Genomic DNA, 13,891 nt, shown 5'->3' with positions numbered 1-13,891 from the left:
AGAATTAAGAATTAAGAATTAAGAATTAAGAATTAAGAATTAAGAATTAAGAATTAAGAATTAAGAATTAAGAATTAAGAATTAAGAATTAAGAATTAAGAATTAAGAATTAAGAATTAAGAATTAATTCTGACAGACAACCTTCAACATTAAACCTTCAACATTAAACCTTCAACATTAAACCTTCAACATTAAACCTTAAACCTTAAACCTTCAACATATCAAGGTGTTCTAAAAAATACTGACGATATAAATTACAACAGAGTGTAACTTGATTTCTCTGAACACTCACCAAACCCATACTCTGTAACTTATAGATACTGATTGGATCGAGCTCAACTCCCCTATCTGCTGCAACCACCTGTTTAAGAGTAGTAGCTAAATCAGGATTTGCCCTAAGTACACTTAAGTGTTGCCGCAAATAGTCACTATAAATTCCCGTAGCAGTAGCTGCTTCAGCGAGTAATTGTTCTAGGCTAATATTATGATAAGCCAAGTGATACAGAGCAAGCTGCACTAATCCCGGATGTCCCCCCACCACAGCCATCAGTTTGCCAGCAGCTTCACTATTTGACCAATGTAATCTATAAAGCTGAGCTAACTGTTGGATTTGCTGTTTGTTAAACTCGGGTAACTTAATCGGTAATCCCACATTAAACGGAGATTGGGAAGTTTCCAGAGCAACATAAATTTCTGTCGAGTAAACCACAACAACCCGCAGCTTTCGCCACAGCGGTAGTTGTTTAGATTCCTCATGCCAAGAGCGCAATAAGGGTAAAAAATCTTTAGCAGTTTGGGTATGCTCAAACAACCGATGGACTTCATCCATTGCCAAAACTAGGGGATGGTCTATTTTTTCTAGGATATGTTCTTGTAAGTAACTCATACAGCTGACCTTACTGCCTAGGTCTTTATCCCAATAGTCATCCAGTTGCTGGGGAAGCTGGAGTTGGTAACTGATGTTAACACATAACCAGCGCAATAGCCGGTCTAAATTGCTTAAAATGGCGGTTTCTGCTTGGTTAAAATTGAGGTAAACTCTGCCATATTGTTTTTCTCTTGCCTGGTCTAATATTCGCAATAGCAAAGACGTTTTTCCTGTCTCTTTTGGTCCTGTAATCCGGAGTAAACTTCCGGGTTGGTGAATGGCTTGATAGCAAAGCTCTTCAATCGGAGGACGCTCTATATAAAGGTGAGATGGTAGGGGAAGTGCTCCACTAGGAAATTCAGCAATTTTACGTAGGCATTGACGGCGGTAATATTGCTGAATTAGTTCTTGATGGTAGGAAGTAATCGGGGTTGTTTCCAGGGTGTTCCGGAAATTGGTCTTGGTGATCGCTTTGCCAAAAATGTCTCCCAGTAATCGCCACAACTTATAGGCAGTCTTTCTGAGGTATTCAGGGCCATAGTGTGCTTCGATCGCCATATCGGTATAGGTTTTTCCTTCCCAGGCTTGGTGCAATATCCATTCCTGAAGTGGAGTTAACTTGATTTTCTCAACACTTTTGAGGATGTCAAGTACCTGATCAATAGTCATCACTAAGAGTTCCCCAATATCTCAAACGACACTTTAGCGGTTTCTAACAAGGCAGACAATTAATTTAGGTTGATGAGCGTGATTAAACTGGCTACACTTGCTAATTGACAAATACATACTATTATGTATAGTGCTAACATGCCTATCAAATGGGTGTCTTGGGATAGTTGACAAATCAATTATTTAATGATATTTATTGGTATTTAGGTAGATTGTCTAGGGAATTAGGGGTTAATTGAGTGGCTTAATCAGATAAATTTCCAGCAGATTGGGTCAATAGTGTAGCTAAATCGTAAAAGCAATTGGCTACATTTTGGTGTTGACTGTAGAGGGCACTATCGCCACAATACTATATGTTGCTCCAAAAAATAAAACTTGTCTGCTCAATCCATAGCTTGAGATAAGTGATTTGGTATTAATAAATAAAATATGTAATTTTTTTGTGGTTTACTGTTGATGGCTTACTGTTATTAATCAATGGTAAACAACTAAGAGTTTAGGGAATAATAGTTTATCTTTAATTCCACCAAATGATTTACTTCAATCATTTAATCCAATCAATTAATAAGCAGGCAATATTTTGTTATGACAAAAAAAAATATATTATAATAATAATCAATTGCCGCCAGGCATTTATTTAAATAATTCAAGATAATTTTGCAGATGATAATTTGCCATGACAAACCCATTAATAATTATTTGTATTGATAATGATCCATCAGTTCTCAATAACCTAAAAATATCTCTAGGTAATACTCTCGGCAAAGAAAATCTGATTGAAAATTTTGAAGGGAGTAAAGGGGTTGTAAAGTTAGTCGAAGAGTTGCGCAATGACGAGTATGAAGTTGCTTTAGTTTTGGCTGGTGCTGTTATCCCTGATCTGAAAGGGGATGACTTATTAAACATAGCTTATTTTTTCTCTAATCAAACTCTCAAAATTATGCTGACGGGTGATCTGGATTTGGAAGCTACAGCCAAGGCTATTCGGTATGCAAAGTTATATCGTTACCTAGGGAAGCCTTGTCCATCTGAAGACCTGAAATTGACAGTCATAGAAGCCATACATACTTATCTTCTTGAGGAAACACTGAAGGCACAAAATCGCCAACTTCAGGAACTCAATCAGCAGTTGGAAAAAATCATCTGTGATCAAGCAGCACAGATTTCAGAATATACTACAGCACCAGAACAAGCTAATCAAGAGTGGCAGCATCTGAGTGCTATAAACCGTCAGCAAACTGTCCTAGTTGACGAACTGCTAGAGAACCAGTATCAATTGACCCAGTTTCTAGAAAGGATGCCTGTGGGTGTGGCTGTGTTTAATGATAAGGGGGTACTAGAATTCCTCAATTATAAGGCGCGGCAGTTATTCGGTAAGGGAGTCGTGCCATTAACTACAGCTGAGCAAATGCCAGAGGTTTATCAACTTTATGTTGCCGGAACCAATCAGCTATACTTTGCTGAAAAATTAGTTGCTGTAAAGGCATTAAAAGGTGAAAACGCCACCCTGGATGATCTGGAAATCCACCAAGGAGAAAAAATTATCCCTATAGAAAGTTGGGGAACACCTATCTTTAATGAATTGAGCAACATTGCCTATGCTATCGTAGCTTTTCACGATATCACCCAACGCAAAAAAGCAGAAGCAGAACACCTACGCTTGAAGCAGGAATTCTCCCAAGTCAATCAAGCTTATGCAAGCTTTGTCCCTCATCAGTTTCTCCAATTATTGAACAAACCAAGCATTACCGATGTTCAATTAGGGGATCATGTTCAGCAAGAGATGTCGGTGCTATTTTCCGATATTCGCTCCTTTAGCACCCTATCGGAAAGTATGACACCTGAGGAAAATTTTGAATTTATCAATACCTATCTTTCTCGTATGGAATCTGCCATCACTGGAAATCATGGCTTTATTGATAAATACATGGGGGATGGGATTATGGCTCTGTTTAACGAAAGTGCTAATCATGCGGTCAACGCCGGAATTGCTATGCTAAAGTCCCTAGCTGACTATAATCAATCTCGGCGAAGCTCAGGACACCCAGCCATCACCGTTGGGATTGGCATCAATACTGGTTCGTTGATGCTAGGAGCAGTGGGAGGAAAAAATCGGATGGATAGCACTGTCATCAGCGATGGGGTCAATTTAGCGTCTCGTTTAGAAGAATTAACGAAACGTTATGGGGTGCCGTTATTAATCACTCAGCATACTTATTGGAAGTTAGATAATCCCTTAGCTTATGCCATTCGCTTGATTGATCGGGTACCAGTCAAGGGGAAATCGGAAATGGTGACAGTTTATGAAATCTTTGATGCCGATAAACCTCAACTGCGAGAAGGGAAGTTAATTACTCGCAGCAAATTTGAACAAGCCTTGGTACTTTATAATCTCCATTATTTCTCCAAGGCATCAGTTCTGTTTCAGGAATGTCTACGCTTGAACCCAGGAGATAGTGTAGCACAAATTTATCTTGGACAATGTCAACTTCATACTCGTCTCTCTGGAGTGACTAAAAAGATGGGTTTCAAGCCCCGTCCTTCTAGGACGGCTTTCAAGTAATGTGCTAGAATAAGAGAGTGGCCTAACACAGACAGGATTCGTCGGTACTGTCATAATTTCACGACGTAAAGCGATGTTAGCACTTGAGGCGCGAAAAACCTCATTAAAAACGTATGGATCCTAACAGATACCGACAACCAGTAAAGCAAACTTTGAAAACAAAAGTACCGTGGGGCACACGGAAACTGAGGAAACTCAACGCTTAGGGAGACAAGCCCACTGGGGTTAGTTAAATTAGGCTAGATGTTTGGTTTTTAACGGGCATTTGGCTTAAATATTGCCTTTGACGGATAGCTAATTTTAAGGCATGTCGAGGAACTAAGAATCCCCGTTCTTACTTCGGCGCGGAGTGTCAATAAAATCAAGCAACACTTAAAATCTAGTTGACAAAATTTTGATTATGATTTAATACACAAACCTAACAACACACTGTTGTTTTCTAGTCTGCGCTTCAGTTAGAGTAAACCCCAGATAAGGCAAGGCTTTTAGCTAAAGGCGCGAGAAGCCTTTAGCTAACTTGGCATCAAGTTAAAGATTCACCGTTGGATGTAGAAGATGCCAATTTTTCCAATTGCTCCTGCTGGTCTTGGCTAATGCAAGATTGAATCACTCCCTCCAAGTCCCCCTCCAGCAAAGGAGCGAGGGAATAATTTTGACCCAGTCGGTGATCGGTGACCCGATTATCTTTGTAGTTGTAGGTGCGGATTTTCTCAGAACGAGCCCCTGTACCAACTTGGGAACGCCTCATCGAGGTCACCGCTTCCTGTTGTTCCTGTAACTTGATCTCATACAGCTTAGCCCGGAGAATTTGCATGGCTCGCTCTCGGTTTTGTAGCTGAGATCGTTCTTCTGTACAAAAAATGCGAATTCCTGTAGGTTTGTGGTACAAATCAACTGCCGTTTCTACTTTGTTTACGTTCTGACCACCAGCACCACCAGAACGGGCTGTAGAAATTTCGATCTCCTTGGGGTCTATGTCCACATCCACGTCATCAACTTCTGGCATCACGGCTACCGTTGCTGTTGAGGTGTGAACTCTACCGCCAGCCTCAGTCACAGGTACTCGTTGGACTCGATGAACCCCAGCTTCAAACTTTAGCTTGCTGTAAACTTGCTCTCCCTGAATTTCTAATATCGCTTCTTTGAAGCCTCCCATATCCGCCAGAGACTCACTCAATAACTTTACTCGCCAGTTTTGACTTTCGGAATAGCGTGAGTACATTCGTACCAAGTCCCCTGCCCAGATACTTGCTTCATCGCCACCAGTTCCTGCCCGAATCTCTAGCATGATATTCTTTTCATCATTCGGGTCTTTAGGCAAGAGTAATATTTTAAGTTCTCTTTCCAGGTGCTCTAGCTTGGTCTGGAGTTCCTCAACTTCCAGAGCTGCCATTTCTTGCAATTCTGGCTCACCAGTGGATTCTTTAAGGATTTGCCGTGCTCCTGCCAACTCCTCTTGGGTTTGCTTCCAGTTGTCGTAGGTAGCAACAACTCCTTCTAGGGAGGAACGAGCTTTTGCCACTCGTTGCAACTCATTGGGGTCAGTGGCGATATCTGGATCAGCCAGACGCCTTGTTAATTCATGGTAGGTTTGCTCGACAGAGTTTAGTTTTTCCAGCAGGTAGGTTTCAGCCATGGTTTATGCGATCGCTCTCTTGAAATAGCCTCAGAAGTTAGGAAGGATGAAGTATAAATTTATGAATTATGAACTGGGAAGTATTAAGTGGGAAATTTAACTCCTAACTGTTTATCAAGTTTTTAGTCAACCTTAAGTTAGCCATCGCTAAACCCATTTCATCCTTCATTCCTCCTGGTTCATCTTTTCTCCTTCATCCTTCACCCTTGAACGTTAGGAGCTATTTCTTTGTCCCATCAGAGCTAGCTGTATTTTCTGCACCATCCAGCATCCCATATTTCCGCATAAAGCGTTCAACTCGCCCTTCCGTATCAATAATTTTCTGGGTTCCTGTGTAGAAGGGATGATTACCAGACCAAACATCTACGTGAAGTTCTGGCTGAGTTGAGCCAACGGTCATCACAACTTCCCCGTTGCAATAGACTTTGGCTTCTGGGTACCACTCTGGGTGAATATCTGGTTTTGGCATAGTTCCTCCTTTGCTTTGTATTTTACTATATAATTAGCTAATTTTACATTGCTAATTGTTAAATTATGGTAATGATATGCGCTACACCACAGGCTAGAAGCCTGTGCCGTACGCTACTTGAGGTGCTATCAGCCCCTTAGCAGTCAGCTTTTCAATCCTGTCAAACTTAGGCATGTGGCTTAATATTGCCCATACATTAGCTATTGTGGACAACCCTTAATCAGCTAATTTATTAGCTTATTTATTATTGCTTTTAGCTAAACGTTTATTCGGAATGGCTGATAGCTAATAGCTAAGGTCTGAATGCTTACAAATTTTTAATTACCATGTTGAATTTTAAATTAGCCAGCTGATAATTTATCGCTTCGAGTATTGGGGGGCTTTCCGAGCTTTTTTCAATCCATATTTCTTGCGCTCTTTTGACCGTGGGTCACGAGTCAAGTAGCCTTCTATTTTAAGAGGTTGGCGGTTTTCTGGGTCTAGTTCGCACAAGGCTCTAGCCACCCCTAGACGCACAGCATCAGATTGTCCCGTTAAGCCACCACCGTGGGCATTGACTAGGATATCGTACTCATTTTCCAAACCTAAGGTTTCCAAAGGTGCTTTCAGGCTGGCTAGGTACATGGGGTTAAAGTTAAAGTAAGCGTCCCCTGGACGTTTATTAACAATCAACTGACCGCTACCGGGAACCAAACGCACCCTAGCAACTGATGACTTACGACGACCAGTTCCCCAGTAAACAGCGCGACCTGCTTGTTCTTCTGCTTGCATTGGTTTTAGCCTCCTGGAATTGTTTTAATAGTTAGTTCTTGGGGTTGTTGTGCTTCATGGGGATGGGTCTGACCAGTGTAAACTTTCAGCTTCTTGAAAAGTTGGCGACCCAGAGAGTTTTTAGGTAGCATACCCTTGACAGCTTTCTCGATAATTCTTTCGGGTATACGTGCTTGCAATTGGGCAAAGGTTTCTGTCTTCATACCCCCAGGACGACCGGAATGACGGCGGTATAGCTTTTGTTCGCGTTTTCTGCCAGTGACCATAACTTTTTCGGCATTGACAACAATCACAAAGTCTCCAGTATCCATGTGGGGGGTGTAAGTAGGTTTGTTTTTACCCCGCAGAATGATGGCAATTTCACTGGCTAGTCGTCCTAGACGTTGGTTGGTGGCGTCTACAACGTACCACTTTTTTTCGATTGAGTCTTGAGTTGGGATGTGGGTTTTTTCCATCGGTTCAATTAATATCAGGTTTACGGTTGGGTTGAAACGTTGTTCGCGTAGCGTGGCCTTTTGGCCAAGCTTGACAGGTTGTTCTAGCCCAGGGATCCCTTGTCAGTTAGTAGGTTGACAGGTTAAAAGGTTGACTATTGACAGATTCAGTGACCTTCAACCTTGTTACCTGTAACCTTCAACCGGTCAATTGAGGTAGTATAAATTTGGGTTGGGTATCATACCATATTTCTGGCGGGAAGGGGCATTCTGGGTAGCCAACCCTTAGCAAGCACAAGCCTTTGGCTGGGGAAGCGTATTTCACCTTGTCCCGCTGTTGGTTAACCCAGATGTCAGTAAACTGTTCTGGGGTTAGCTTCCCTATTCCCACTTGTACTAGCATTCCTACCAACAGACGCACCATACCATATAGAAATCCGTTAGCTTGAATTTCTATATGAATAAATGGTCCATTGCGATAACATTCGGCTGCTTGCACATTTACCCAGGAATGCGATCGCCCCGAGTTGCTTCGGTGAAAGGCTGCCAAGTGATGCTTACCCAGCAGTGGTTTTAAGGCTGCCTGAATCAGGGATTCATCAAGGGGAGCTTGATAATAGTGCCAACAAAAGGGTTGCACAAACAAGTTAGGGCAGGCGTCGGTATAGATTGTGTATCGATAACGACGCCAGATGGCACTAAACCGAGCATGCCAGTCTGGTGATACTAATGCTGATGCTCGGACTAAGATATCCTCTGGCAGTCTACTATTGAGTATGGCTGCCCAGCGATGGGCTGGTATGGGACCTGTGGCATTAAAATGAGCGACTTGGGCAGCAGCGTGAACCCCTGTATCAGTACGACCAGCACCATATAGGGTTATGGCTCGCTGTTGCACGGTGGACAGAACTGTTTCGATTTCCGACTGAACACTGCGATGCTTTGGTTGTCGCTGCCAGCCATAAAAGTTATTACCCAGGTATTGAATAACCAGGGCAATTCGCTGGATAGCTTTAGCATCGTTGGCAGACATCATGGATTAACGATTAACAATTGACATTTTTAATGGTTAATTGCTTTAATGGTTAATTGCCTCAGACTAGTTCAATAATAGATATTTCAGCATTATCACCACGACGCCGCACCGTGCGCAGAATTCGGGTATATCCGCCATTGCGATCGCCATATCGCTCGTTCACTCCAGCAAAGAGGGAGTGAACTAACTTTTTGTCGTAGAGATAGGCAATTGCCCTACGTCGGGATGCCAATGAACCATCCTTGGCCAGGGTAATGATTCGCTCCACCTCCGAACGAATGGCTTTTGCCCGAGCTTTAGTGGTAGTGATTCGACCATGACGCAGTAATTCAGTGGTCAGGGATCTCATCAGAGCCCGACGTTGATCTGCTGGCTTGCCCAGTTTTGGCACACGACGCCCGTGACGCATTTTTTAGCTTCCTCCTTTTTTTTGAACAAGATTTGCCTTTATTCCTAGGGTTTAGACTAGCTACTTGCGTGCTTCTCCAGTCCCTTAAGTTTAATTGTTGTGGTTAAGTCTTAGCGGATTTTTCGTGGGGCAGTGTAATTCCTAGACGTCGTTGCAGAGCTTCAATCACTTCTTCAGCCGACTTTTGACCAAAGTTTTTGATTTCTAGGAGGTCTTCCTGACTATAATCGAGCAAATCGGATACAGAATTTATCTGTGCTCGTTTCAGGCAGTTGTAAGCCCGAACCGAGAGTTGTAATTCTTCGATCGGGATTTGGCTGGTGGGATCGTCATCATCACCATAGTCATCTTTAATAGATTCTAGATTAATCTCCTTAAGAGGATTGAACAGATCGACCAGGGTACCAGCCGCTTGAGATAGAGCTTCTTGGGGAGTTATACTACCATTGGTCCAGACCTCTAAACTTAAGCGATCCTTTTCCAGAGCACCATCAATGCGAGTATTTTCAACGCTGTAATTTACTTTAGTCACCGGCATGAACACAGAGTCAATCTGGAGGAAATCTACCGCTGTTGATTCATCATGCCCCCGTTCCACAGAGCGATATCCTGTACCTTTTTCGATGCGGAACTCCATTTCCAGCTTAGCCCCTTCTGCTAAGGTAGCAACATACTGACCTGGAGCAATAATTTCCACCTCCGAGGGCAAATCAAACTGAGCAGCTCTCACAGTGGATGGCCCAGTAATCATCACTCGACCTATCTGAGGTTGAGAGGTGTAGCTTTTTAGGACAACTTCCTTCATATTCAGCATAATTTCCAGGACATCCTCTCTGACTCCCTCAATTGTGGCAAACTCATTGTTTACGCCAGCAATCCGGACAGCCGTCACTGCTGCCCCTTCTAGGTTGGACAGCAAAACTCGTCTGAGGGCGTTGCCAACCGTTGTGCCTTGACCACGTTCGAGAGGCTCTAGGACAAATCTGCTATACTGACTTTGGTTCTTCAGTGTTTTGGATTCTACACACTCAATCTGAAACTGCGCCACAGAGTGACCTCCCTCTATTCATAAGACCCCTTTAACCGAATACAGGTTGAAGGGATAGTAAGCCAAAGGGTAAAAAGGGTAAGAAGTTCCTGATGAACCTCCTCCTTTCAAGCTACTTTCCTTTCAACCTAACGGTCGCAAAAAATATACTCTTATACTCGACGCCGTTTGGGTGGACGGCAGCCGTTATGAGGAATTGGAGTTACATCCCTGATTAGGGTGATTTCCAGTCCGGCTCCTTGCAGGGCCCGAATAGCGGTTTCTCGACCTGCTCCTGGTCCACTCACCATCACTTCCACCTGACGCATACCTTGGTCTATGGCTCGTCGGGCAGCACTGTCAGCAGCGGTCTGAGCAGCGAAGGGAGTTCCTTTTTTTGCCCCCTTAAATCCACTAGAGCCAGCTGAAGCCCAAGAGACTACATCCCCTTTGGTGTCAGAAATGGTAACGATAGTATTATTGAACGTAGACTGGATGTATGCTATTCCATTGGGTACATTGCGTTTCTGCTTTTTTGTACCACCTTTTTTTGTTGGTCGCGCCATGTCACTTGACTTTACTCTATGGGTGATTGATTATCTTGGGGTTGAGTAACCTGTACAATTTTTTCGAAAGTCTTTTGTCCAAAGTCCTTTGTCCAAAGTGACTAACAGAAGGTCTCCTGGCAGTTACTTTTGACGAATGACCAATGACAAGAAAGCTGTGGTGGATAGTTGGGCTGACTAGAGCTATTACTTCTTAGCCGGTGCTTTTTTCTTTCCAGCGATAGTCACTCGTCTACCGCGACGGGTACGGGCATTAGTGCGGGTTCGCTGTCCTCTCACGGGCAGTCCCATGCGATGACGACGTCCGCGATAGGTACCAATATCTACTAGGCGCTTGATGTTCATTGACTGCCAGCGCCTTAAATCCCCTTCCACCTGATAATTTTTTTCGACAGCTGCTCTGAGGGCAGCCACCTCCGCATCGGTCAAATCCTTAACCCTCGTATCTGGGTTAACTCCTGTTGCTGCTAAAATGTCTTTAGACCGCGACAGACCGATTCCATAAATGTAGGTCAGACCTATTTCTACACGTTTATCGCGAGGTAGGTCTACACTGGCAATCCGAGCCACGCTTGGTTCTCCCTTGACTGAAGTTTTGTGCTACAAATTAAATGTATGGATTAAGTGTATGGATTTGAGATTTATCCCTGACGCTGTTTGTGCTTGGGATTGGGGCAAATTACCATAACTCGACCGTGGCGTTTAATTACGCGGCACTTCTCACACATTTTTCGGACAGATGGTCTAACTTTCATGTCTTTTTTTTCTGGACATAATGCAGTTGGTTATTATATCTTTTTTTTGGTTGACTTGTCAAATTTAACTGATTTTTAATAAAACAGAAGTCACTGCTAGTTTTACTTCTTACGCAGGCGGTAGGTAATCCTACCTTTGGTTAAATCGTAGGGGGTTAGTTCAACTTTGACCCGGTCTCCAGGCAGAATTTTGATGTAATTCCGACGGATTTTACCGGAAATATGAGCTAGGACATTAAAGCCATTGTCCAAGTCAACCCGGAACATGGCATTCGGCAGGGATTCGGTCACCGTGCCTTCCATTTCAATTAAGTCTTGTTTAGCCAACGTGTTTTAACCTCAATACAACTATCCCCCTAGGTTCTAAATTTTGATTATTTAATTCAGGGAGTCTTAACATATTTTATCAAATCCAAAATTATACCAACTAAATGACTTTGCCACCAAATTTGGAGTAGCGGGGTGAGGGAAGCATTTTTCCCGTGGGCTAGCTCAAAGCATAGGTTACACCGGTCGAACCATTATAAGAACCATTAGTCTAAATTAGTCGTATTAGGCTAATGGTATTAGCTACAATAGGGTCAGATGATGGCTGACCTGCCGGACGCAGGGGGTTTTACGAATTTACACGCTAACCGGTTTACCCTAAAATCATTACCCTAGAACCTGTTTAATCGATTCTGTGACTTGCTCTAAGGAGAGATCACCATTAATCGATTTTAAAGCTGAGTGTTCTCGGTAAAATTCCACCAAAGGAGCTGTTTGATGGTTATAGACCTCAAGACGTGTGCGGATAGTTTCCTCATTATCATCTGTACGTCCCTCCTTACGACCCCTTTCCAATAGTCTGTCGATCAAAACCTGATCTGGAACTTCCAGGTTGATGGCACCATCCAAAGTTTGGTCAAGCTCCTGCAACAGGTCATTCAAGAAATGGGCTTGGCTGACGTTACGGGGAAAACCGTCTAATATCCAACCCTTTTGAGCATCGGGTTGATTTAGGCGATCGCGGATCAGATCTATGAGCAACTCGTCAGGCACCAATTCTCCCTTATCCATATAGGACTGAGCTTTTTGACCCAGGAGGGTTTGAGCACTAACAGCACCTCGCAAAATTTCCCCGGTTGAAATGTGAGGAATCCCTAGTTGTTCAGCCACAATTTTGGCTTGAGTTCCTTTACCTGCTCCTGGAGGTCCTAAAAAGATTAATCTTTTCATGTGTCATGTGTCATGGGTGATGTGTCAGTTGGTTTTTGTCCTAGGTAATGAACAAAAACCAACTGACCCGAAAATTTGAGGTTCATTCACCGAAAAAAGCTGCTGCTTCCAAAGCCCAATGATTTTACTGCTTGACCATACCTTCGTAACGCTGGGAAATCACGTAGGTTTGAATTTGCTTGGCTGTATCGATGGCAACTCCCACCAAAATCAGCAACGATGTGGCACCTAATCCTCTAAATGTGGTTACACCAGTGGCGCTTTCGACTGCAGTTGGTACTACAGCTACCAGTCCTAGGAAAATTGCTCCTAATAAGGTCAGTCGGTTCAAAACTCTCTCTATATATTCACTGGTAGCTCTTCCTGGTCGAATACCAGGGATACTTGCCCCCATTTTCTTCAAATTCTGGGACATATCTACTGGGTTGATAATCAGGGAGGCGTAGAAGTAGCTAAAGAACAAAATCAACACTAAATAGACAGCAACATAGACCCAAGGAGTTTGACCATTGGGGTTGAGATAATTGGCAATCTGAATTAGGACTTGATTGATTGGGGCTAACAATCCATTGCTATTATCGCCACTAGTTATTCCAGCTAGAGATGTGGGTAGGATTAAGACGGCTGAGGCAAAGATAATTGGCATCACGCCACCTTGGTTTAGCCTTAGGGGCAAATAATTTTTCCGCTCCCGGTAAAGGCGCTTACCAACTTGACGTCTGGCAGTAATAATCGGAATGCGTCGGCTGCCTTCTTGCACAAATACAATACCGACAATCATGACTAGGAAAACTAACAGCAGCACAATTACCTTACCCACGGTTTCTCGACCCCCGGTCTGAGCCAGTTCAATGGTTTGACCCAAGGTGCGGGGCAAAACAGCAACAATATTGACAAAAATCAACAGTGAAGCTCCGTTGCCAATGCCTCGTTCAGTAATTAACTCTGATAACCACATCACGAACATAGAGCCAGCCGTGAGGGCAAGGACAGTTTCAAACACGAAGAATGCGCCTGGTTCAACAGCAAACCGCTGTGCCCACAACGATAAGCCAATACTTTGAATCACAGACCAGCCTAGGGCAACATAACGGGTAATCTGACCGATTTTTCGACGCCCTGCTTCACCTTCATTTTTCTGCAAATTTTCTAAAGCAGGAATTGCTGCGGTTAGCAGTTGTAGGATAATCGAAGCATTAATATAAGGCAAAATTCCCAAGGCAAAAATCCCTAGGGCGGAAAAACCACCACCAGAGAAAAAGTCTAAAAGACCGACAAAGGGGCTATTCTGCAGTTCTGCTGAAAATCTGGCTCGATCAATTCCTGGTACAGGAAGAAAGACACCCAAGCGGGCTAAAATCAACAAACCAACGGTGACAAGCAGCCGACCTCTAAGGCCAGCCGCTTGAGCCATTTGCATAAACGTCTCTTGAGCAGTTGGGGCTTTGTCTCGACTGACAGTCATTTAAG

General features: G+C 43.3%; 15 protein-coding genes. 1 reads left to right on the top strand and 14 read right to left on the bottom strand.

From position 1 onward, the window contains the following. Nucleotides 1-205 precede the first annotated feature (205 nt). Nucleotides 206-1,537, bottom strand: coding sequence for an AAA-like domain-containing protein (locus tag F6K53_RS24925; protein WP_293043934.1), 1,332 nt, complete (start codon nt 1,535-1,537; stop codon nt 206-208). Between the two features lie 676 nt (nt 1,538-2,213). On the opposite strand from F6K53_RS24925, the gene F6K53_RS24920 reads away from it, so the two are divergent. Further along, nucleotides 2,214-4,100, top strand: coding sequence for an adenylate/guanylate cyclase domain-containing protein (locus F6K53_RS24920; protein WP_293043936.1), 1,887 nt, complete (start codon nt 2,214-2,216; stop codon nt 4,098-4,100). A gap of 523 nt (nt 4,101-4,623) precedes the next feature. On the opposite strand, the gene prfA is transcribed toward F6K53_RS24920, so the two are convergent. The 13 genes from prfA to secY all read right to left on the bottom strand — a co-directional run bounded on the left by prfA (nt 4,624) and on the right by secY (nt 13,886). Further along, nucleotides 4,624-5,736, bottom strand: a complete 1,113-nt coding sequence (gene prfA, locus F6K53_RS24915; protein ID WP_293020879.1) for a peptide chain release factor 1 — start codon at nt 5,734-5,736, stop codon at nt 4,624-4,626. Between the two features lie 220 nt (nt 5,737-5,956). Then, the gene (gene rpmE / locus F6K53_RS24910; RefSeq protein WP_293020880.1) at nt 5,957-6,205 is read right to left on the bottom strand and encodes a 50S ribosomal protein L31; all 249 of its coding nucleotides are present in this window, start codon (nt 6,203-6,205) and stop codon (nt 5,957-5,959) included. A gap of 357 nt (nt 6,206-6,562) precedes the next feature. Next, complete coding sequence (gene rpsI / locus F6K53_RS24905) at nt 6,563-6,976, bottom strand: 30S ribosomal protein S9 (RefSeq protein WP_008191157.1); 414 nt, start codon at nt 6,974-6,976, stop codon at nt 6,563-6,565. A gap of 5 nt (nt 6,977-6,981) precedes the next feature. Next, nucleotides 6,982-7,431, bottom strand: coding sequence for a 50S ribosomal protein L13 (rplM, locus tag F6K53_RS24900; RefSeq protein ID WP_293020881.1), 450 nt, complete (start codon nt 7,429-7,431; stop codon nt 6,982-6,984). 178 nt (nt 7,432-7,609) lie between these two features. Continuing rightward, entirely contained in the window at nt 7,610-8,443 is an 834-nt protein-coding gene (gene truA / locus F6K53_RS24895) for a tRNA pseudouridine(38-40) synthase TruA (protein WP_293020965.1), read from the bottom strand. 61 nt (nt 8,444-8,504) lie between these two features. Beyond that, entirely contained in the window at nt 8,505-8,855 is a 351-nt protein-coding gene (rplQ, locus tag F6K53_RS24890) for a 50S ribosomal protein L17 (RefSeq protein WP_293020882.1), read from the bottom strand. A gap of 103 nt (nt 8,856-8,958) precedes the next feature. Further along, on the bottom strand, nt 8,959-9,903 hold the full coding sequence (locus F6K53_RS24885) for a DNA-directed RNA polymerase subunit alpha (protein WP_293020883.1): 945 nt from the start codon (nt 9,901-9,903) through the stop codon (nt 8,959-8,961). 152 nt (nt 9,904-10,055) lie between these two features. After that, nucleotides 10,056-10,448 carry a 30S ribosomal protein S11 gene (gene rpsK, locus F6K53_RS24880; protein WP_008191167.1) on the bottom strand — a complete coding sequence of 131 codons (393 nt, stop codon included), beginning with the start codon at nt 10,446-10,448 and terminating at the stop codon, nt 10,056-10,058. A 186-nt stretch (nt 10,449-10,634) separates the two neighbouring features. After that, nucleotides 10,635-11,018, bottom strand: coding sequence for a 30S ribosomal protein S13 (gene rpsM / locus F6K53_RS24875; protein ID WP_008191169.1), 384 nt, complete (start codon nt 11,016-11,018; stop codon nt 10,635-10,637). 71 nt (nt 11,019-11,089) lie between these two features. Beyond that, nucleotides 11,090-11,203 carry a 50S ribosomal protein L36 gene (gene rpmJ, locus F6K53_RS24870; protein ID WP_075895709.1) on the bottom strand — a complete coding sequence of 38 codons (114 nt, stop codon included), beginning with the start codon at nt 11,201-11,203 and terminating at the stop codon, nt 11,090-11,092. Nucleotides 11,204-11,305: 102 nt separating this feature from the next. Further along, entirely contained in the window at nt 11,306-11,530 is a 225-nt protein-coding gene (infA, locus tag F6K53_RS24865; RefSeq protein ID WP_008191178.1) for a translation initiation factor IF-1, read from the bottom strand. A 327-nt stretch (nt 11,531-11,857) separates the two neighbouring features. Beyond that, nucleotides 11,858-12,421 (bottom strand): adenylate kinase, encoded by a 564-nt coding sequence (locus tag F6K53_RS24860; RefSeq protein ID WP_293043879.1) that lies wholly within the window; start codon nt 12,419-12,421, stop codon nt 11,858-11,860. 124 nt (nt 12,422-12,545) lie between these two features. After that, on the bottom strand, nt 12,546-13,886 hold the full coding sequence (secY, locus tag F6K53_RS24855; protein WP_071102175.1) for a preprotein translocase subunit SecY: 1,341 nt from the start codon (nt 13,884-13,886) through the stop codon (nt 12,546-12,548). Nucleotides 13,887-13,891: the final 5 nt, after the last annotated feature.

The organism is Moorena sp. SIO4A1 (genome assembly GCF_010672065.1).
Lineage (GTDB): Bacteria > Cyanobacteriota > Cyanobacteriia > Cyanobacteriales > Coleofasciculaceae > Moorena.
The sequence above is the reverse complement of the archived record's forward strand: the minus strand, read 5'-3'. Positions and strand labels throughout refer to the sequence as shown.